At 59.3% G+C, this 18,431-nt stretch carries 20 protein-coding genes; 9 read left to right on the top strand and 11 right to left on the bottom strand.

The genetic code is table 11. The features are described 5' to 3' along the window. Positions 1–203: 203 nt before the first annotated feature. The 7 genes from Q8O35_RS12000 to Q8O35_RS11970 all read right to left on the bottom strand — a co-directional run bounded on the left by Q8O35_RS12000 (position 204) and on the right by Q8O35_RS11970 (position 4,758). Positions 204–878, bottom strand: coding sequence for a hypothetical protein (locus tag Q8O35_RS12000; protein WP_305573613.1), 675 nt, complete (start codon positions 876–878; stop codon positions 204–206). A 103-nt stretch (positions 879–981) separates the two neighbouring features. Continuing rightward, positions 982–1,941, bottom strand: coding sequence for a peptidoglycan-binding protein (locus Q8O35_RS11995; RefSeq protein ID WP_305573611.1), 960 nt, complete (start codon positions 1,939–1,941; stop codon positions 982–984). Positions 1,942–2,010: 69 nt separating this feature from the next. Beyond that, positions 2,011–2,520 carry a DUF2589 domain-containing protein gene (locus Q8O35_RS11990; protein ID WP_305573609.1) on the bottom strand — a complete coding sequence of 170 codons (510 nt, stop codon included), beginning with the start codon at positions 2,518–2,520 and terminating at the stop codon, positions 2,011–2,013. Between the two features lie 81 nt (positions 2,521–2,601). Beyond that, positions 2,602–3,045, bottom strand: a complete 444-nt coding sequence (locus tag Q8O35_RS11985; protein WP_305573607.1) for a hypothetical protein — start codon at positions 3,043–3,045, stop codon at positions 2,602–2,604. Positions 3,046–3,079: 34 nt separating this feature from the next. Further along, positions 3,080–3,727: a hypothetical protein gene (locus Q8O35_RS11980; RefSeq protein WP_305573605.1), complete on the bottom strand. Its 648-nt coding sequence runs from the start codon at positions 3,725–3,727 to the stop codon at positions 3,080–3,082. A gap of 16 nt (positions 3,728–3,743) precedes the next feature. Then, the gene (locus Q8O35_RS11975; protein WP_305573602.1) at positions 3,744–4,001 is read right to left on the bottom strand and encodes a hypothetical protein; all 258 of its coding nucleotides are present in this window, start codon (positions 3,999–4,001) and stop codon (positions 3,744–3,746) included. Positions 4,002–4,110: 109 nt separating this feature from the next. Beyond that, positions 4,111–4,758, bottom strand: a complete 648-nt coding sequence (locus Q8O35_RS11970) for a DUF2589 domain-containing protein (RefSeq protein WP_305573600.1) — start codon at positions 4,756–4,758, stop codon at positions 4,111–4,113. A 517-nt stretch (positions 4,759–5,275) separates the two neighbouring features. Here Q8O35_RS11970 and Q8O35_RS11965 point away from each other — a divergent pair. The 3 genes from Q8O35_RS11965 to Q8O35_RS11955 all read left to right on the top strand — a co-directional run bounded on the left by Q8O35_RS11965 (position 5,276) and on the right by Q8O35_RS11955 (position 7,430). Further along, positions 5,276–6,265, top strand: coding sequence for a chemotaxis protein (locus Q8O35_RS11965; RefSeq protein WP_305573598.1), 990 nt, complete (start codon positions 5,276–5,278; stop codon positions 6,263–6,265). Continuing rightward, positions 6,258–6,641, top strand: a complete 384-nt coding sequence (locus Q8O35_RS11960; protein WP_305573595.1) for an Hpt domain-containing protein — start codon at positions 6,258–6,260, stop codon at positions 6,639–6,641. Before Q8O35_RS11965 ends, Q8O35_RS11960 begins: the two co-directional genes overlap by 8 nt. A 147-nt stretch (positions 6,642–6,788) precedes the next feature. Then, positions 6,789–7,430 (top strand): lipid-binding SYLF domain-containing protein, encoded by a 642-nt coding sequence (locus Q8O35_RS11955; protein ID WP_305573593.1) that lies wholly within the window; start codon positions 6,789–6,791, stop codon positions 7,428–7,430. Between the two features lie 7 nt (positions 7,431–7,437). On the opposite strand, the gene Q8O35_RS11950 is transcribed toward Q8O35_RS11955, so the two are convergent. Beyond that, a complete protein-coding gene (locus tag Q8O35_RS11950; RefSeq protein ID WP_305573591.1) occupies positions 7,438–7,998 on the bottom strand; it encodes a DedA family protein in 561 nt (186 codons plus the stop codon). Between the two features lie 125 nt (positions 7,999–8,123). After that, positions 8,124–8,414, bottom strand: a complete 291-nt coding sequence (gene tatA / locus Q8O35_RS11945) for a twin-arginine translocase TatA/TatE family subunit (protein WP_305573589.1) — start codon at positions 8,412–8,414, stop codon at positions 8,124–8,126. A gap of 930 nt (positions 8,415–9,344) precedes the next feature. Here tatA and Q8O35_RS11940 point away from each other — a divergent pair. After that, positions 9,345–10,919, top strand: a complete 1,575-nt coding sequence (locus tag Q8O35_RS11940) for an ammonium transporter (RefSeq protein WP_305573587.1) — start codon at positions 9,345–9,347, stop codon at positions 10,917–10,919. A gap of 17 nt (positions 10,920–10,936) precedes the next feature. Next, complete coding sequence (locus tag Q8O35_RS11935; RefSeq protein ID WP_305573585.1) at positions 10,937–11,275, top strand: P-II family nitrogen regulator; 339 nt, start codon at positions 10,937–10,939, stop codon at positions 11,273–11,275. A gap of 133 nt (positions 11,276–11,408) precedes the next feature. On the opposite strand, the gene Q8O35_RS11930 is transcribed toward Q8O35_RS11935, so the two are convergent. Then, positions 11,409–12,047 carry a CerR family C-terminal domain-containing protein gene (locus tag Q8O35_RS11930; RefSeq protein ID WP_305573583.1) on the bottom strand — a complete coding sequence of 213 codons (639 nt, stop codon included), beginning with the start codon at positions 12,045–12,047 and terminating at the stop codon, positions 11,409–11,411. 173 nt (positions 12,048–12,220) lie between these two features. Between Q8O35_RS11930 and Q8O35_RS11925 the strand changes: the two genes are divergently transcribed. The 4 genes from Q8O35_RS11925 to Q8O35_RS11910 all read left to right on the top strand — a co-directional run bounded on the left by Q8O35_RS11925 (position 12,221) and on the right by Q8O35_RS11910 (position 16,114). Further along, complete coding sequence (locus tag Q8O35_RS11925; protein ID WP_305573581.1) at positions 12,221–13,666, top strand: menaquinone biosynthesis decarboxylase; 1,446 nt, start codon at positions 12,221–12,223, stop codon at positions 13,664–13,666. 235 nt (positions 13,667–13,901) lie between these two features. Beyond that, the gene (locus tag Q8O35_RS11920; RefSeq protein ID WP_305573579.1) at positions 13,902–14,729 is read left to right on the top strand and encodes an endonuclease; all 828 of its coding nucleotides are present in this window, start codon (positions 13,902–13,904) and stop codon (positions 14,727–14,729) included. Between the two features lie 124 nt (positions 14,730–14,853). Further along, a complete protein-coding gene (locus Q8O35_RS11915) occupies positions 14,854–15,420 on the top strand; it encodes a UbiX family flavin prenyltransferase (RefSeq protein ID WP_305573577.1) in 567 nt (188 codons plus the stop codon). A 13-nt stretch (positions 15,421–15,433) separates the two neighbouring features. Continuing rightward, positions 15,434–16,114 carry a metal-dependent hydrolase gene (locus Q8O35_RS11910; RefSeq protein ID WP_305573575.1) on the top strand — a complete coding sequence of 227 codons (681 nt, stop codon included), beginning with the start codon at positions 15,434–15,436 and terminating at the stop codon, positions 16,112–16,114. 238 nt (positions 16,115–16,352) lie between these two features. Here the strand turns inward: Q8O35_RS11910 and uvrC are convergent, their stop codons facing one another. Then, positions 16,353–18,188, bottom strand: coding sequence for an excinuclease ABC subunit UvrC (gene uvrC / locus Q8O35_RS11905; protein WP_305573573.1), 1,836 nt, complete (start codon positions 18,186–18,188; stop codon positions 16,353–16,355). Positions 18,189–18,431 lie beyond the last annotated feature (243 nt).

The following is an 18,431-nucleotide window of genomic DNA, read 5'->3' as shown; positions in this document are numbered from 1 at the left end:
CGGGGAATGTGATGACCAAAGCCCCGCTACGGCAATGTGAATAGCAAGAGCAAGGCCCCGGCGTCATACCGGGGCTTTGCTTTTTCGCGCAACTGACCGCCTGGGCTAATTGCTCTAGAAGGGGCGCCGCTCGCAATGGACCGGCTCAGGAGCAATCGCACTGCCGCCAGCACATGCCGACACCAACGTTGACGCTGGACGACTCAGCCCCCGGAGATGAAGCCTTTGAGGGCCGTTTCCGTGATGCCAAGGAAGGTCGCCATTGCCGTCCGATGTTCCGCTGTCTTCAGCAACAGAACCTCCCGAGGTTCCTGTACAAGGAAGTCGAAAACGGCTGGGTTGATTGCGTTCTGAACGACCGAATAACCCCAAACCACGCCCTGATTGAAGATGACGCCGTCCTTGTTGCTCAGCTCCACCACATAATTGGCGAATTTGGTGTTGGTTACGCCGGAGAAAACGCCTGCGGCGAAGCGGGCGTTGATTTCACGCGGCGTGTCGATGAGCCAGCATTCGTTCTCCGCGACGCTGCGCATGTGCTCGCCATTGTAGTAGGCGGAGTGTACACCGACAAGATGCTCATCATCGCCGTAGAGACACTGCCCCATCGTAATGGGGGCCACGGCCAGGGCATGCTTGTCGACGTTCCAGGCACCCACGACGGTTGCTGGAAAGATTTGCGTTTGTGGAAAAATAAGCTGCACCAGACCGAGCTTGTCGGAATGCGTTCCCAGTCTGCTGAAGCGCACCTTGAAGTCCGCCCCATACTGAAGCGCGCTCCCTTGTTCGAAACGGTTCTCCGGTTCAGCGACGTATGGGTACAAATCCATCTGGAACTTGCCCACTGTGTACGATTGCTTGGCTCTGTAATTCGGCATTTTGCAGCTCCTCACGGTTTAGCCGCGCCACTGTCAGAGGCGGCAGCAATATGAATGGTCCGACTGCTTGAGCAGTGAAAGGCAAACGTGCAAAACCAGGACATTAGGCTTTGCGCAGCGCCAGTCCGAACTGTGCTTCAAGATCGTAAACCAGGCCATGAACAGTCCCCTTGCCTTCGGCGATGCAAAGTTTGCGGGTCCGCACGTCCTCCACAAACTTAGGATTTGCGGCCTCGGCCCGTCGGTTCGCCACAATCCGCATTTTCGCAAGCTCGGCCTGCTCCGGCGAAAGCGAAGGATCAAGTTTTCCGAAGTCCGCCAAGATCAACCCTTTGGTGCTGTCGGAAATGCTCCCGTTCTGCACGCTGATGTCGAACATCAGCGCCCTGCCCCTTTCGCTCCAGAGCCCGTACGCTTGGCAGAGCCGAAGGCCCCTGCCGTAGTAGTCCGCAGCCCCCTTGACCTCTATGGCTTGAAACTCCGGCGTGAGCCCAAGAGTCTGAAACATCTGCCTCCAAGGATTGGCGATTACCTTCTTGGCCGGATCCTGGATTGAAACGGCGAAGGCGACCGCAGCGTCCTTGCTCCCGTTTATCGCCCCCTGCAAAGCAGCAAGGTTGCTTCCAAAAATCGAAGACGCAACCTCCGGGTGATCAGAGAGCATCTCTTTGAGCAACGGCTGGAGCGTCCCTTGCCCGAAGTTCCACTGGAGCGCCCCGAAGCTCAGGCCCTGACCGTCAAAGTTGCCGGTCAACCCTGCAAAGCAGTCCGGGGCAAGGCGGCTCGTCTCGAATGATCCGGTAAGCGCCAAGCAGCGCGTGGTAAGATCGCCCGAAGGCACCTGTGGTTGCGCTGTGGACGTAGGAAACAACTTCGCCCAGGTGGCAGGTCCGACCTTGCCGTCCGCCTGCAAGCCCACCTGTGCTTGAAAGACCTTCACCGCCGATTCAGTCTGAGGCCCAAACAACCCGTCCACCGAGCCGGCGAAAAGCCCCGCGTCCTTGAGCGCCCGCTGTATCAGTCCAACCTCGTTGCCATTCGAGCCAACCGCAAACACAGCCATAGGTTTGCCGCCTTCATTTCATGAGTTTTGTTGCACGTTTCAAATCTGCCGAACGCTGCCGTTATTGCCTCAATCCGCCTTGAACGTTTTGTAAACGCCCTGGGTTTGCGACAAATGATTCATGAGCCTGGAGGCGCCGTCCGTCGGCTCCGTGCTTTCCACGCGCAAAACGACGTGGATGCTGCCGGACTTGCTCTGCTTGCTGCCAGCAATATCGACGAAGATGCCTTTCCGCGAGGCCTCATCATCCTGACCGCCCGAGTCAACCCGCTTGGGGTCTGGGGCTGGCTCTTCGGTGAACTGACCGAGGTCCACATCGAAAGTTATCTCAACATCTTTTATTTTCAGCATATTTGAAGACACAAGAGGCAGCAGCGGTGCACGGTACAAGTCCTCCGACCCCTCCTCGGCCTGGGGGTGGATCGACGGCAGCCTCACAACCAAGCTTTTGGGCCGATTGTTTTCATCGAAATATCCCAGCAAATTAGAGATCTGATGCTGCTCAATGCTATCTTGGGCTTCTATGACCGCTCCGGCCAACGCCTCGATCAGATCGTTCAGTTGTATGTTGCTGGCCATGCCTTCTCCTGTCTTTTCGTTGGACCCCGACCTGGAAGCTTCGTCTGGATCAATCTGATCGCCCGGCCCTGGCGCTCCGGGCTATCTTCCACTCCGCTTCAAATCCCCCTGCTCCGCGTTCTTCTTGTCCGTGCCAATCACTTCGTAGCGCAATGCATCAGGAACTCCACCAGTCTTCAACACAAGCTTGCCCTGGTCGTACTTGTTGCAGTACCCGCCTGTTGACTTGGTGATGGAATAGCGCAGCACGCCTTGGCCTACGTCGACCGGATCGTTCAGCGTCAGCACGCAGCCCCGCGGACTTCCATAGCGCAACGTTTGCGTTGCGGGCTGAAGCGTCAGCGTGATGGCCGACCCCGTTTCGCCAGCAGTCACGCCAGACCAGACACCCTCGAAGCTGCTGCTTGATTCTTTGGAGTTCCCCACGCCCGCGTAACACTTTGATCCAATCGAAGCCGAGGACGCAATGATCGTGATGGCGGCGAGAACAGTAATCAAGCCCAAAAGGATACTATGCCTCTTCATGAAGCTCCTCCATATGGTATGGTTGGTTTGCTGGCTACAATACCGCAAGTTCATCTTCAAGGAACGATTCGGCCCTGTCCTGCTTCATAATTTCCTTGATCCGCCTGGACTGCTCCGGGGTCATGGTGAAACCGCGTGATGGCCAAAGACAGCGCAACAAGCGAAGCAGCCACGAAAACACAAGCCACTTCTGTTCAATGCTGGCAGGGCGAACCAATGCCGTCTTCAAGCTGGGGATATCGACAAACAGCTCACCGTTGACCATCACTTGGCCGACAGGATCCTCGGTTCCGTAAAAGACAATCTGCATTCTCTGCGGCTGCATGCGCCCCCACGCTCCGTCGGGTTTATCCACTATGACCAGAGAGCAGCCTTGTTTTGACCCAAAAAGACTATGTTCCTGAAGCTCGCATCCAAACGACAGCGTCAATCTTGAGATATTTGGACGGCAAGGCTGGTGAAAACTCGAAACCGGCAATGTAAACTGATCATACTTGTTTGCATCGCCACCCATCTGCGGGATGGAGAAGGTAAAGACAGGTGCCAGCGAATCATCGACCCCTGAAGCTCCCTTCAGGTTGCGCAGCGCCTCCTCATGCCGCCTGCGAAGCGTGCTCTGTGCAGCGACAAGAGACGACTGAAGCGCCTGAAGCAGGTCGTCAAAGGTTGCCCTATTGTCCATGCGCCCTCCTGCAGAATCAGTCATCAAGCCAGATTGGCTTGCGCGGGAACCCGACATGGTAGACGATCCACTGAAGCACTACCTGGTGCTCCCCCATCTGCAATACGGCGAAGCTCTTCTCGGTGGCGAGGATGTGCCCTTTTGGCGTGTCGTTCAAACACCTGTTGAGCAACGCAGTGGCGGCGTCGATCTCTTCAGGCGTGCACATACGCGCGGGGTTATCACTCCCCACTTTGATGCGCTTAACGTATTTGACTTCCGTCAGGTCGAACATTTCGCCTCTATTGCAACGGCGCCGGGTGCGCCTTAAAGCGCCCCCGGGCCGTGTCTCGTTCGGGTTGTCAGGTGCCTCTGGCTCCACTCATCAGCGCAATACCCTGGCTCTACGCCAGCGCCGCAACCGGCTTCGCCGCGCCGATGGCCCTGGGGGCACACGCGGTCTGCAGAATGTCCATCACCCTGGCAAGGCCTTCAGGCATTCCCTTGTCCTCGGCGTGAACAGAAACGTGATACTTGGCCGAGTTGTCCGAGGACCGGGTGTTCTCCTTGTGGCTCGCCACGGATCCGTGGATCTTCGCAGTGGCTTTGAAGCAGCCCCATCCGACGGACATTTCGGCGTCAAGCGAGGCTTCGGTATCTGTGGATTCCTTTGAGGCGAAGGAGGATTTGACCTCCATGTCAAAGGTCACGTCCACCATCGTGATGCTTAAATTGGGCACCTTGACGATGGCGAGAAGAGGCACGCAGAGTTCGACCTCCTCTTCCATTGTTGATCCAGGCTCCCCAGGCTTGACTGCCGGATTGTCCACAGGTCTCTTGAACCTGAAAGTCGCGGTCCTCGTGCCGCCGCTGTAGGGATCGGTGGAGCCTTTGTCCGCCGGTGGCAGAAAGCCTATAACTTTGATGAAGTCTGCCGTAGCCTGAGCCAGCTTGACCTGAGCTTCACAGGCTGCGTTAAGGGGGCCCCCAATGAGCTCCCCCATGGGCAAGCCTTTGAATTGATCCGACATGTTCACAAGATCGCCTGGCATATCCTGTTCCTCCTTTCTGAAGTTATGCAATGCTGTGGTGACATCCCCTGTTCCAGCGCCAGCATGGCGCCAAGACTCTGGGCTGGCGACACGTACCCAGCCGGAGGGCAGAGCGTTAAGCCAAGGTATACCGACAAACAAACAATAGCAATACAGGTATCGCATATTTTCTAGCGGAAAAAGACAGAAGTAGCAGAACCACTGCATGCGCAAATACCAGAGCCTGACTTTCAACATGACGAGGCAGCGCACAGCCTAGATTACATTGAGAACCTAAAGTTGAAATACTCCCACCAACCAACGCGCTGCCTGCCGAGCTTGCGCAGCGCCTATGATCGGCACTGCGCTTCGGAACCCGCCAAGCGCAGAAACAAGGTTGATCCTGGGCATCCCTTCCGAAGCCCTTCTCACCGGTTGCTTGTCTGTCTGGTTAGGCCTGCGGACGTGCCCCTATGCGACAGACGTGATGCTTTACAGCTGCGTTGGGGCAGCGTACAAAGTTGCAAGATCAACCTTCATGACCCCAACACGGGAGCCCACCATGGACACCGGAATCCTGCTGGAAACCGGCACCAACGAGCTGGAAATCCTTGAGTTCCATATCGATGGCGATTCCGGCCAAAACAACGGCGAGCAACGCCACTCCTTCGGCGTCAACGTCGCCAAGGTCATGGAGGTCATCGAGAGCCCGCACCTGGAGCCCCAGCCAGGAGCCTCACATCCCAGCTTCCGGGGCCTCATCCCGTTGCGCAGCCACATACTGCCCGTCATCGACCTCTCTGTATGGCTCGGCATCAAGAAGGCTGCAGCCCCACGCGACAACATCATCGTCACCGAGTTCAGCAAGACCGTCACAGGCTTCGTGGTCTCCGGAGTCACTGGCATTCACCGCGTTGGCTGGCCGGAAGTAATCCCGCCGAGCGGCTACATGCCCCAGGCCTGCACCCAAGCCATCATCGGCCTCGTGGAGCGCGAGGGGCACTTCATACAGCTCCTCGACCTTGAAACCATCATCGCCGACCTTTCACCCGACGACATCGACTTCACCGCGCCGGCGGAGTTCATGGCCCCGCGCGAACTCAAGGCCCTGGTGGCAGATGACTCCGCCACCATCCGCCTGATGCTCAAAAAAACATTGGAGCGCTCCGGCATCACGCCCACAGTGGTGGGCAACGGCCAAGAAGCCCAAACCTCCCTGCGTGAACTGGCCGCCCGCGCCCAGGCAGAGAACCGGCCAGTCTCGGACTTTCTGGACATCCTCATCTCGGACATCGAGATGCCCCTCATGGACGGCTTCAGCCTCACCAAGTTCCTCAAACGCGATCCGATACTGCGCGATGTGCCCGTGATCCTCTATTCTTCCATCATCACCGACGAGCTTCGCCACAAGGGCGACAGCGTGGGCGCGGACATGCAGGTGGCCAAGCCAGACCTGGAGCGCCTGCCGGAAATGGCAATGCAGTTGGTTGCTGCCCGCGAAGCCAAACGGGGCCTGAACAATGTTTGACCACGACCCGGAAGTGCTGGCCGCCTTTGCCGAGGAAAGCGCGGTGCGCATCAGCTCCCTGGAAAAGGGGCTGCTGGAGCTGGAGCGCGAACCGGCCACCCCTTCCACAAATTTGCTGAACGCAGTGTTCCGCGACGCCCACTCCGTGAAGGCCGGGGCAAACCTGCTTGGGCTGCGCCAGGTGGAGACCGCCGCGCACCGGCTCGAAAATGTGCTGGACATGTTGCGGTCTGGCCGCTTGTCCGCCGAACCGGAGGTCTGCCAGAGCCTGCTGGACGGGGTGGATCTGCTGCGGGAAATCCTGGAAGCCCCGCAATCCGCAAGAAACATTGAAGCCGACCACCGCTTGACCGCCCTGGCCAACCTTACGACGTAACCCAGGAGGAGAACCGCCGTGCGCAGCCTGCTGCCCCTGGCCCTCTGCGGATTTGCCGCTCTTTCCGCATGTGCAGTCCAACGCCAGGCGCCTCCCTCTTCCTCTTCGCAAACACCCCCTGCCCACATCTCGCAAGCGGCCTCAATCTTGGAAAACTCTGCACAAGCACTGCGCGAGCTTCGCCAGAGCACGAACGACAAGATGCTCGACGCAGCAATAGATGGCGCGCGCGCCATCATCGTGTTGCCGAACCTGTATCAGGCCGGATTCGTCTATTCCGTGCATGGCGGCAATGGCGTGCTGGTTGCCCGCAGAGCGGACGGAGGCTGGGGAGCGCCGGTATTCGTAACCGTTGGAGGAGCGGGCTATGGCTTCCAGGCCGGACTCGAAAAGTCTCGGCTGGTGCTGACCATAATGGAGGACGAGATGCTGGAGCGCCTGCTGGACAGCGGGCTGAATTTCGATGCCTCGGCCAAATACGACATTCTTGGCGTGCGCGAAGAGACCAGTCGGGGATCGCTCACCGAGGAGCGGCCCGTCATGGCTTTTACCGATGGAGTCGGGCTTATGGCTGGTGTGGCGTTACGCGGAGGCGTTCTGACGACAAACAGGAGCCTCACGCAGTCGTATCACGGCGCGGCGTCGGGAAGCGTAGAAGAGATAATGAAAGGAATAAGCGCGCCAAGCCTGGAGACGTTCTCCCTGTGGGCGGCCCTCGGCGTGGTTCCGGAGGCCCCGGCCCACAAGGGCGGCGGCAGCATCGGCCCAGGCCGCTCGGACAAGCCCTGAACGCCTGCTAGCAACGAGACTTGCGCAACCGGCTTCTTACGGTCTTAATAATCCAGAAAGCTGCCAGAATTCCGAGCAGACCGCCCGCGACATACCACTTCGCATCTTGAAGAAAGCGTTCCAGCACGTCGCCAAGATAGTAGCCGCCAACGCCGAAGGACACGGCCCAGATAGCCGCGCCAATGCCATTCAAACAAAAGAAGCGCAGCGGCGAAATATTGCTGGTGCCCACGGCAAAGGGCGTGACATTTCGGAAGCCGTAGAAGAAACGGAATGAAATCAGTACCAGCACCTGGTGCTTTTCCAGCAGCCGGTGCACCTTTTCAATGCGGCATTCCCATTTCTTGAGCCGCGTCTCCAGGAACTTTTTATTGTAGCGCCCCACGTAGAAGGCCGTCTGGTCACCCGCAAAGCTGCCGACAAACGCCACCAGAATAGCCAGGGGCAACGACATGTGCCCGTTATAGGCAGCGAACCCCGCAATAATGAGTATGGTCTCACCTTCGAGAAATGTGCCGATGAACAGGGCCAGGTAACCGTAGGTGGAAAGCAGAGATGTCAGATCCACGCGGCGGCTCCAGGCTTTAAGAAACAGACGTTGCAATCAAGTGACCCGGGCCAGCCGTGACTCACGGTTGTCTGGCCCGGGTTTTTTCCTACGGGAACCCATAAACTCGAAAGGTCGTAAGCCACTTACGCGCTCTTCTGCTCCTGCTTCGGAGCCTCTGCCTGTGCAGCTGCCTGAGGGGGCTGCACGGGCTGAGCAGCAGCCTGCGCAGGCTGTGCCGCTTGAGGCTGGGCCTCTGCCTGCTGAGGCGGAGCCGCAACCTTCACTTCATCGGGCGCTGAAAGCGCGGATTTGAACTCACGAATGCTTTTGCCCATATTGGCGGCGATCTGCGGCAGCTTGCCGGGACCGAACAGCAACAAGGCGATGACCAGGATCAAAAGCAGATGCATGGGCTGAAAGAGTTCGCCAAGCATGATGTCCTCCAGAGGGTTTGGCTGACTTTTTAAATATCCTACCCAAAGGGTTTTGTAAAACCCCAAGAAACAGGCTAGCGCAAAATACGTGAGACACATCCAACCAGCGCGACGCTCAGCGCGTCAAAGAATATCGAAAAACAAATCTCAGCAATTCGATACCCGTAACAATCCGGCGAGGCCCACAATCAAAGCACACCATGCCCCTGGCGGCACAGAGTTGCTGCATCTCTATGGGAAAATGATGCTCAGGGCGCAGAAGTCAAGCCCGCGCCCCGCTTTCAGGGCTGATAGCCTAGATCTCGCGGCGAGGGAACAAAAATCGGGGCATTGCGGCAGGCGCACTCCTTACCGTTCGAACGGAACAGACAAATGTCGCCACACGCTTAAACGATGACGACGAGCGCAGACAACACGAATCAGACAAAAGACAGATTTCGAGGTATTCAAAGCAACAGATCTCGCACATTACACATTTACGTAATAGTCACAAAAAATATCAACAGGAAAATCACCCCTGCATATTCGAGACAATCCACAAGGCAGGCTCTCAATATTCCTTTTAATTATGGACATTAACCGACACACACCATTCGGAAGCAGGAAAAGCAGCCCAACATCAAAATATACCAAAAAAAGGAGAGAAACCTTGAACCAGCGTACTACTCTTAGTGTGCACAATTAATAACTAGAACATAAAATCGAACTATATAAGTGCATTATCTTTGTCTGTTAAGCGTGACACCAAACATAGTGAGCAAGAACATATCTACAGAAAAGTACAAAAAACAACAATAATGTAATTTTTTGTGACAGGAGAGTTTTCCAAATTATCAAACATAACCTATGATTTCTCATAATTACATCATTGGCTCAGTTCTTGCCCTAGACATGCAAAGGCCGTTTCAATCCAATCTCATCGGAGGCAGCATGTTTAAGAACTTTGTCATGACACTTACCCTCGCACTGGTCATCCTGGCCGGATCAGGCACGGTCTTCGCGGCAGAAGCCCCGGCGCCAGATCCAACCGGCGCAACCATCGGCACAGCAGCCGACGTGGTCAACGCCACAGCTGGCGCTCCCACGGAAGTGGACATGGAAATGTACAAGGACAGCGAACCGCTGGCCATCAAGCTCGCTGATGTCGTGGGCCACAACCGTATTGCCATCAACATGGTTTGGACGCTCGTGTGCGGCTTCCTGGTCATGTTCATGCAGGCCGGATTCGCCCTGGCGGAGACCGGCTTCACCCGCGCCAAGAATGCAGGCCACACCATGGGCATGAACATGATGGTGTACGGCATCGGCATGCTGGGCTTCTGGCTCACCGGCTTCGCCCTGCAGATGGGCGGCAGCGGCGGCGCTGCGGCCCTGGGCGGCGGCGCGCTGCTCAACCAGGAGTTCACCATCACACTGTTCGGAAAGGACTTCGGTCTGTTCGGCATGAAGGGTTTCTTGCTGGGCGAGGACGTCTACGACACCACAGTGCTGACCATGTTCCTCTTCCAGATGGTATTCATGGATACCACGGCCACCATTCCCACAGGCGCAATGGCTGAACGCTGGACCTTCAAGAACTTCGTCATCTACGGATTCTTCATCTCCATGTTCGTGTACCCCCTGTATGCCAACTGGATGTGGGGCGCAGGCTGGCTCTCCACCCTGGGCAGCAACTTCAGCCTGGGCCACGGCGCCCTCGACTTCGCGGGATCCTCCGTCGTGCACATGACCGGCGGCGTGGCCGCCCTGGCAGGCGCCATCGTCATCGGCCCCCGCCTTGGCAAGTTCCGCGCCGACGGCACGGCCAACGCCCTGCCCGGCCACCATATCCCCATGGCCATCGCGGGCTGCCTCATTCTGGCCTTCGGCTGGTTCGGCTTCAACGCCGGCTCCACCCTGTCCGGCGGCGACATGCGCACCAGCGTCGTGGCGGTGAACACCATGCTGGCCTCTGCTGGCGGCTCCATGTCCGCCCTGATGTACATGTGGCTGCGCTATGGCAAGCCGGACGTCTCCATGGCCGCCAACGGCCTGCTCGCAGGATTGGTCGCCATCACCGCCCCTTGCGCCTTCGTTAACCCCATCGCTTCTGTCGGCATCGGCTTCATCGCTGGCCTGCTGCTCTGCGTCAGCGTGCTCTTTGTGGAGAACACCCTGAAGATCGACGATCCCGTAGGCGCCATCTCGGTCCACGGCGTCAACGGCGCCTGGGGCATGATAGCTCTCGGCCTCTTCGCGGACGGCACCTACGGCGACAAGCTGAACGGAGTGGAAGGCACGGTGCGGGGCCTCTTATACGGCGATGCCAGCCAGCTCTACGCCCAGCTCATAGCTGTCAGCGTGAACATCGTCTTCGTCTTCGTGGTCATGTTCATCTTCTTCAAGCTTTCCGACAAGATCGCAAAGATTCGCGTTCCCGCCGACATTGAGCAGGAAGGCCTGGACATGGCTGAAGTGGCCGTCATCGGCTACCCCGAGTTCTCCATCAACAAGACCCACCGCTAAAGGGTGCGGAGGAAGCCATGAAGAAGATTGAAGCCATCATCAAGCCCCACAAGCTCGACGACGTGAAGGACGCCCTGGACAAGGCCGGAGTGCACGGCATGACCGTCACTGAGGTTAAGGGGTATGGCCGCCAGAAGGGCCACGTGGAGATGTACCGCGGCGCAGAGTACCAGGTGGTGTTCAAGGCCAAGGTGAAGGTCGAAGTCGTGGTCAACGACGCCATCGCCGCAGATGTGGTGGAGGCCATGCGCAACGCCGCCAACACCGGCAGCATCGGCGACGGAAAGATCTTCGTAACCAACATAGAGGACGCTGTCCGCATCCGCACCAACGAGCGCGGGGAGGCGGCCGTCTAGAAAACTCTCCCCTCCCTTGCGGCGCGGGCGTCCGGGAAGAGGGACCTGCACGCCCGCCCAAACTCAAGACCCCCCTGCCTGAAACGCCCAGGCAGGGGGGTCGCTTTTGCGAAACATTCAACACGCATGTTTTTTAGGTGGGTTCGCCCATACGGGAGATGCCTGCCTGGGCATAGCGAAACACGAAGTCCGCCACCAGTTCAACGCCAAGCTTCTCCAGCGCAATTTCGGGGTACAGGGTGCGTATGACCTGCTTAGCGTTGTCAAAAAGCAGGCAATGCCCCACCACCCCGGCTGCGCACAGATGAATGGTGCGCCCCTCCGCATCAGGCAAGAGTTCGCGCAGAATGCCGAGAAGGGCCTCATGATGGGGGGCTACGTGGCGCTCGGTGACAATCTCAAAATGTTCAGAGGGCTCGATGAATTCCGCGCTCAAAAGCTGCCCCAGCCTCTCGTTCACCGGATCGCCATCGCCCATGAGGCGGTACAGCAAGGAGCGGATGTAGGCCTTGAGGCGCTCCTGGGGCGAAGCATCCGGCCCAAGCCCCATATGCACCGGGTACTTGGCCTGGGCTTCGTCCAGAAAGGCCATGAGCACCGCCATGAACAGCTTTTCCTTGCCGCCGAAGTGGTAATTTACAGCGGCGACATTGGCCCCGGCCTGGGCGCAGATGTCACGCACCGTGGCCTCCTTGCCGCCGTGCAGGGCGAACTGCACCCGAGCGGCCGCAAGCAGCCGCGCCTTGGTTCCAGAATCAGACTGCATGGTCATGGCGTTCTCCATCTTTGGCATAAAAAGGGCCGTTAAGGGATCACACACCCGTTAAACATTGTTTAAATTTTTGTTTTTACACTGTCAAGGGGCATCTCGGTTGCAGCCTGCTCCCTTGTCAGACTGGGTTCGCCTTTGATAGTGTGCGAGAAACATAAACCTACGAGGACTCCATGCCCTACAAGGATTTACAGGAATTTCTCAAGCATCTTGACCGCAAAGGCGAACTGAAGCGCATCGATGCCGAGCTGGACCCCAACCTCGAGATAGCTGAGGTGACAGACCGCGTAAGCAAGAAATTCGGCCCGGCCCTGCTGTTCGAAAAGGCGAAGGGTTCGAAATTTCCGGTTCTTACCAACATGTACGGCTCCTATGTGCGCATGAACATGGCGCTGGATTCCGAGAATCTGGACGCCCTGGGTGAACGAATCCACGAGTACCTGGAGATCGAGCGGCCTGACGGCATCATCAAAAAGCTGCAGATGATCCCCAAGCTCTCCAAGCTCACGAACATCTTCCCAGACCACGTGAAGAAGGGCTGCTGCCAGGATGTCGTCTACACCGGCGACCAGGTGGACCTGTCCATCATGCCCGTGCTGACCACCTGGCCGGGCGATGCCGGCCCGTTCATCACCCTGCCCGTGGTGTTCACAAAGAATCCGGAAACCGGGGTGCGCAACGCAGGCATGTACCGCATGCAGGTGTTCGACAAAAACACAACCGGAATGCACTGGCACCGCCACAAGGGCGGGGCCTATCACTACCACTTGGCCGAGAAGGCTGGCAAACGCCTTGAGGTCGCCGTGGCCATCGGCCCGGATCCGGCAGTGACCTACGCAGCAACCGCGCCCATCCCCGACGAGATCGACGAGATGCTCTTCGCCGGGTTCCTGCGCAACCAGCCGGTGGAGCTGGTGAAGTGCAAGACCGTGGACCTCGAAGTGCCCGCCACCAGCCAGTTCGTGCTGGAAGGCTACGTTGATCCGGGCGAGCGCCGCCGCGAAGGCCCCTTCGGTGACCACACGGGCTACTACTCCCTGGCCGACAACTACCCGGTGTTCCACGTCACCGCCCTGACCCACAGGCACGACGCCATCTACCCGGCCACCCTCGTCGGCCCCCCGCCCATGGAGGACTGCTTCATGGGCAAGGCCACGGAGCGCCTGTTCCTGCCGCTCATCAAGAAGCAGCTGCCGGAAATCGTGGACATGAACCTGCCCCTGGAGGGCGTGTTCCACAACCTCTGCTTCGTCTCCATCGACAAGCGCTACCCCGGCCAAGCCCGCAAGGTCATGTACGCCCTGTGGGGCATGGGCCAGATGATGTTCACCAAGATCATCGTGGTGGTGGACAAGAACATCAACGTGCAGAACGTGTCCGAGGTGCTCTGGCGCATCGGCAACAACGTGGACCCCAGGCGCGACATCGCCATCCTCGACGGCCCGCTGGACGCCCTGGACCATGCTTCTCCCCTGGCCTTCTACGGCGGAAAGATGGGCATCGACGCCACCAAGAAAGGCCCGGAGGACGGACACCACCGCGAGTGGCCGGACACCCTGCACATGGACGAGGGCGTCAAGTCCCGCATCGACGCGCTGTGGAAGGATCTGGGGCTGTAACGGGAAGAGAAGAGAATACCCTCCGGGGGCCAAAGGGCATTCGCCCTTTGGGATCCCATTAGGGGGGGGCGTGCCCATTTAAACACGGCATCACCCCCTGCCGCCATGACCTGACCTGTCCCATCGTTCCGGGGCCTTGCCCCGGAACGATGGCCTGCGGGTCCAGGGGGCGCATGCCCCCTGGCCGCCGGAGGCATCCCCTCCTCCCCAACCCACTCACCAGCCGGAGCCCCAGATGACGCCAAACGCAGCCGCCCAAGCCGCGAGACGCCTCGCCACGCTGCTGGCGTGCCTGCTGGCGGCCCTCGCCCTGTTGTCCTGCGGCGACACGGACAAGGAGCGCAAAGCCAAGCAGAAGCCTCAGGAGATCGCCCAGCCCAGGGGCAACACGCGCGAGGACTCTTTCCAAGACGCCAAGCGGAAGCTTGAGCGCCTCGTTTACCACGACCACCGCACCACCCTGTATTGCCAGGCTTCCTTTGATGCGGACGGCGCCGTAAGCCTTCCGCCTGGGTTCACCGCGGCAAAGCACAAGGCCCGGGCCTCCCGGATCGAGTGGGAGCACGTGGTTCCAGCGGAAAACTTTGGCCGCACGTTTTCGGAATGGCGCGATGGCGCCCCAGAATGTCAAGACAAGCGCGGCCCGTTCAAGGGCAGAAAATGCGCGGAGAGGGTCAGCAAGGAATACCGGCTGATGCAGGCGGACATGTACAATCTCTACCCGGCCATCGGCGCGGTGAACGCCATGCGCAGCAACTTCAACTATGCGATGCTTCCCGGAACGCCGAACACCTTCGGTTCTTGCGCGGTGAAGATCGAAGGGAACAAGGTCGAACCACCAGAGCACGCACGGGGCACAATCGCCCGCAGCGTAAAGTACATGGCCTGGGCCTACCCGCGATTTGAGATGAGCCGCCAGCAAGAGCAGTTGATGGACGCCTGGGACCGGATGCACCCCGTGGACCAGTGGGAATGCACCCGCGCCAAACGCATCGAAGCCTTGCAGAGCAACGAGAATCCCATGGTCAAGCAGAAGTGCGAGCAGGCCGGGCTCTGGCAATAACAGCCACGCTGCGCCGGAAACACACCGAATCACCGTACCTCAATCGCCGCCACGCATTGCAAATCACGCAGAGTTTTCTTACTCTGTAAATTGCCGGAAAATGAAAGACCGGCGAAAGGGAACCATGACCACACGACGCATTCTCCTCGCTGTGACCGGAGCCAGCGGCCCGCAGTACGCCATGGCCATCGCCCGCGCCCTGAGTGCGAGCCCGGACGTCGAACTGCACCTGATCCTTTCGGAAGCAGCGAAAAAAGTCATCGCTCTGGAGTCGGACTTCCGGCCTGAGGATCTGACGGCCTTAGCGCACACGTCGTACTCTGAGAAAGACATCGCGGCTGGTCCGGCCAGCGGCTCCTGGCGTCATGCAGGCATGATCGTCTGCCCCTGCTCCATGGCGAGCCTAGCGGCCATCGCCCAGGGCTTCGGCACCAACCTCATCCACCGCGCAGCGGACGTGACGCTTAAGGAAGGCAAGCGCCTGATCCTGGTCACACGCGAGACCCCCTTAAGCCTCATCCACATCAAGAACATGCTCGCGGCCAAAGAGGCCGGCGCGGACATCGTGCCAGCCAGCCCCGGCTTCTACCATAAGCCCAAGACCATTGAGGACATGGTGAACCAACTGGCCGGGCGCGTGCTCGACCAGATGGACATCGGCCACGATCTGTTCAAGCGCTGGGGAGAATAAGGGGGACACGGCCATGAAGCTTACCTGGTTCGGCCATTCCAATTTCCTGTTTGAAGCGGACGGCGTGCGGGTGCTCATCGACCCGTTCTTTGAGGGCAACCCAAAGGCCCCTTCGGACTGGCAGGCCGTGGGCAAGATCGACGCGGTGCTGCTGACCCACGACCATGGCGACCACATCGGCCAGACCGTGGTCATCTGCAAGGCCACAGGCGCCAAGCTGGTGTGCATTTTCGACCTTGCGGCGAAAATGCAGGAGCAGGGAGTGCCCGGCGCGCAGATCCTGGGCATGAATATTGGCGGCACAGTGGTGGCAGCCGGAGTGCATGTGAAGATGGTCCAGGCCATCCATTCCGCGCCAACGGGCTCGCCCGCAGGCTACATCATGACCTTCCCCGGCGGATTCTGCGCCTATCATTCCGGCGACACAGCCCTGTTCTCGGACATGAAGCTGTTCCGCCGCTTCTTCGACATCGACCTGGCCGTTTTGCCCATCGGCGGCTGGTTCACCATGGACGCAGCCGAGGCTGCAGTAGCCTGTTCGTTCCTAGGCTGCCGAAACGTCGCGCCCATGCACTGGGGCACCTTTCCCGTCCTTGCGCAAAATACCGAAGCCTTTGCAACGGCCCTCAAGGAGCACGCGCCGGGAGTCAACCTCGTGAGCATTCAGCCCGGCGAAAGCGTCGACGTGGAATAAGCGCCCCAGTGCGCTTCGCGGCATGCAGCCCCGCTGCGCCCTGAATCCGGCCACGTTGTCGTGAACCAGGCTTTCAGACAGTTCCTATATATAATGATAGGGGCCAGGCCAGAAAGTTGCGTGGCATGCTCTTGCTGGGCCAGATTCAAGCCCTGGCTTCCATGTGGACATGATGCACCGTCAGAAGCGGTGCAAAGCCCGAACCTTACGGATCGAACTGGCTGAAGCAGCAGGCGCATCAAGTCGCGCGAGGCTTCGCTGTTGCGGCAAGGGCATCCAGCGCCTGGCGCAACTTTTCCGCACGCTTGAGCCCAAGGCCTGGCACGGCGGAAAGCGCTGAAACATCCGCAGCCTTGATGGCCGCGATGGTGCCGAAATGATCAAAGAGCTGGCGCACGGTCTTCTGCCCCACGCCCGGCAGGGAGATAAGCTCTCCAGCCAGGGAGCGCTTGCGGGTGGCCGCCCTGCCCCGACCGATAACGAAGCGGTGGGCCGCATCGCGCACGCGCTGCAAAAACAGCAAGGCCGGACTGCCGGGCTTGAGCGCCACGGGATTGCGTCGGCCTGGGCGAAACACACGGTCCTCCAGCTCGCCCGCGCGGCGGCTTGGTCCTTTGGCGATAGAGGCACACTCAATTGACGCGCGTTCCTGGGCGGCATCGTGCTGGGCCTGAGCAAGGGCCGTTGTCACTGCGGCCAACTGGCCGCGTCCGCCGTCGATGAGCAACAGGTCCGGCCAAGGCGGACCGGAATCGACCCGGCGTTGCGCCCACTGGGCAAGGGCCGCGTAGTCGTCGCCGGTTCCCTCCGCCGCCGGGAGAGCGTAGGCGCGATAGGCCTCCTTGCGCTCCTCGCCGTTCTCGAAAACCACCAACCCGGCGCGCACGCCATGGCCGGAGAGGTGCGAAATGTCCACGCACTCGATGCGCAGCGGCGGGCCTGGCAAATCAAGGGCCTGCTCCAACGCCGAGGCCACGTCCTGCGCGCCGTCCTTGCGGTGGGCCGTGCGCGCCAGGTTGGCTGCCATGTCCATGAGCCTGCGCTCATCCGGCCCACGCGGAGCGGCCAGTCGGCACTGTCCGCCCCGGCGCTCGGCAAGAACCTCCGCCAAGGATCCTGTCTCAGGCGGATGCGAAAGCACCACGCGTCCGGGGATGTACCGTTGCGCGCCATAAAACTGCGCCAAAAAGCTCTCCAGCGCATCCGTGGCTTCGGCGATGCGAAGGCCGGGCCAGTGATAGGTCTTCTGCTCAAGCAACTTTCCGCCGCGCACGAAAAGAACGCCAACGCCAAGGCCGTCCTCGGCAAGCTGGACCACGGCGATTACATCCCGGTCGAGGGTGTCGCGAAGCACTGAGGCCTGAGTTTCCAGCGTGGACTCGATGGCCCGGACCTGATCGCGCAGCAGAGCGGCCTGCTCGTAGCGCAGATCATGCGCCGCCTCGTCCATTCTACGGCGCAAGGATCGAACCAGGGAGCGCGAGCGCCCCGACAGAAACTGCTCCACCTGCGCCACCAACTGCCTGTAGCTCTCGCGATCAACCGGGAGCACGCAGGGAGCCAGACACTGACCAAGCTGATGATACAGGCAGGGCCTGACGCGGTTCCTGAACACTCGATCAGCACACTTCCGCAGGGGAAAGATGAGACCAGCCAGTTTTTGCGTGGCCCGCGCCGCAGTGGCCGAGGCAAAGGGACCAAAATACGCGGAGCCGTCGCGCACCACGTTGCGGGTCATGGTCAGCCGAGGGAAGTCGGACGCCTTATCCAAGCGGAACAGCAAGGAGCGCTTGTCGTCACGCAGCACGATATTATAACGCGGCCTGTGCTGCTTAATCAGACTTTCCTCAAGGAGCAGGGCCTCCTTCTCAGTGGATACCAGGAGGAAATCGATGTGGCTGATCTTCGCCACCAGGGCTCTGGTCTTGGGCCCGTGGTCGGCGCTGGCGCGAAAATATGAACTCAGCCGCTTGCGCAGACTGATCGCCTTGCCGACATAGATGATCCTGCCGGAGGCATCTTTCATGAGGTAGACGCCTGGTGCATCAGGAAAGTTTTTTGCCAAGAATTCCATAGCGCTCCGTAAACATGTACCGCGCAAAGATGACGCCAAGATGACGCTGAAGTGACGCGTTGACTCTTGCTCAGGCTACTCAATGGTTGGACGTGGTGCAAAGAAAAAAAACTGGACGGTAAAGTTTTTTTAACTTTCTAACAAAAACTACCCCCAAAGCACTTGCAATGGCCACCAAACGAGACTAGAAAAATATCCGAACGAAGTGGAAAAGGCTCGCTCGCAACGTTTAAGCAAAGGAAG

The sequence above is a fragment of the Humidesulfovibrio sp. genome, assembly GCF_030689645.1.
Classification (GTDB): domain Bacteria; phylum Desulfobacterota; class Desulfovibrionia; order Desulfovibrionales; family Desulfovibrionaceae; genus Humidesulfovibrio.
The sequence above is the reverse complement of the archived record's forward strand: the minus strand, read 5'-3'. Positions and strand labels throughout refer to the sequence as shown.

What these genes read in the sequence shown, in the direction of transcription:
- Q8O35_RS12000 (WP_305573613.1), bottom strand. Translation starts at nt 878, where the DNA reads ATGCCGAATTACAGAGCCAAGCAATCGTACACAGTGGGCAAGTTCCAG.
- Q8O35_RS11995 (WP_305573611.1), bottom strand. Translation starts at nt 1,941, where the DNA reads ATGGCTGTGTTTGCGGTTGGCTCGAATGGCAACGAGGTTGGACTGATA.
- Q8O35_RS11990 (WP_305573609.1), bottom strand. Translation starts at nt 2,520, where the DNA reads ATGGCCAGCAACATACAACTGAACGATCTGATCGAGGCGTTGGCCGGA.
- Q8O35_RS11985 (WP_305573607.1), bottom strand. Translation starts at nt 3,045, where the DNA reads ATGAAGAGGCATAGTATCCTTTTGGGCTTGATTACTGTTCTCGCCGCC.
- Q8O35_RS11980 (WP_305573605.1), bottom strand. Translation starts at nt 3,727, where the DNA reads ATGGACAATAGGGCAACCTTTGACGACCTGCTTCAGGCGCTTCAGTCG.
- Q8O35_RS11975 (WP_305573602.1), bottom strand. Translation starts at nt 4,001, where the DNA reads ATGTTCGACCTGACGGAAGTCAAATACGTTAAGCGCATCAAAGTGGGG.
- Q8O35_RS11970 (WP_305573600.1), bottom strand. Translation starts at nt 4,758, where the DNA reads ATGCCAGGCGATCTTGTGAACATGTCGGATCAATTCAAAGGCTTGCCC.
- Q8O35_RS11965 (WP_305573598.1), top strand. Translation starts at nt 5,276, where the DNA reads ATGACCCCAACACGGGAGCCCACCATGGACACCGGAATCCTGCTGGAA.
- Q8O35_RS11960 (WP_305573595.1), top strand. Translation starts at nt 6,258, where the DNA reads ATGTTTGACCACGACCCGGAAGTGCTGGCCGCCTTTGCCGAGGAAAGC.
- tatA (WP_305573589.1), bottom strand. Translation starts at nt 8,414, where the DNA reads ATGCTTGGCGAACTCTTTCAGCCCATGCATCTGCTTTTGATCCTGGTC.
- Q8O35_RS11940 (WP_305573587.1), top strand. Translation starts at nt 9,345, where the DNA reads ATGTTTAAGAACTTTGTCATGACACTTACCCTCGCACTGGTCATCCTG.
- Q8O35_RS11935 (WP_305573585.1), top strand. Translation starts at nt 10,937, where the DNA reads ATGAAGAAGATTGAAGCCATCATCAAGCCCCACAAGCTCGACGACGTG.
- Q8O35_RS11930 (WP_305573583.1), bottom strand. Translation starts at nt 12,047, where the DNA reads ATGACCATGCAGTCTGATTCTGGAACCAAGGCGCGGCTGCTTGCGGCC.
- Q8O35_RS11925 (WP_305573581.1), top strand. Translation starts at nt 12,221, where the DNA reads ATGCCCTACAAGGATTTACAGGAATTTCTCAAGCATCTTGACCGCAAA.
- Q8O35_RS11920 (WP_305573579.1), top strand. Translation starts at nt 13,902, where the DNA reads ATGACGCCAAACGCAGCCGCCCAAGCCGCGAGACGCCTCGCCACGCTG.
- Q8O35_RS11915 (WP_305573577.1), top strand. Translation starts at nt 14,854, where the DNA reads ATGACCACACGACGCATTCTCCTCGCTGTGACCGGAGCCAGCGGCCCG.
- Q8O35_RS11910 (WP_305573575.1), top strand. Translation starts at nt 15,434, where the DNA reads ATGAAGCTTACCTGGTTCGGCCATTCCAATTTCCTGTTTGAAGCGGAC.
- uvrC (WP_305573573.1), bottom strand. Translation starts at nt 18,188, where the DNA reads ATGGAATTCTTGGCAAAAAACTTTCCTGATGCACCAGGCGTCTACCTC.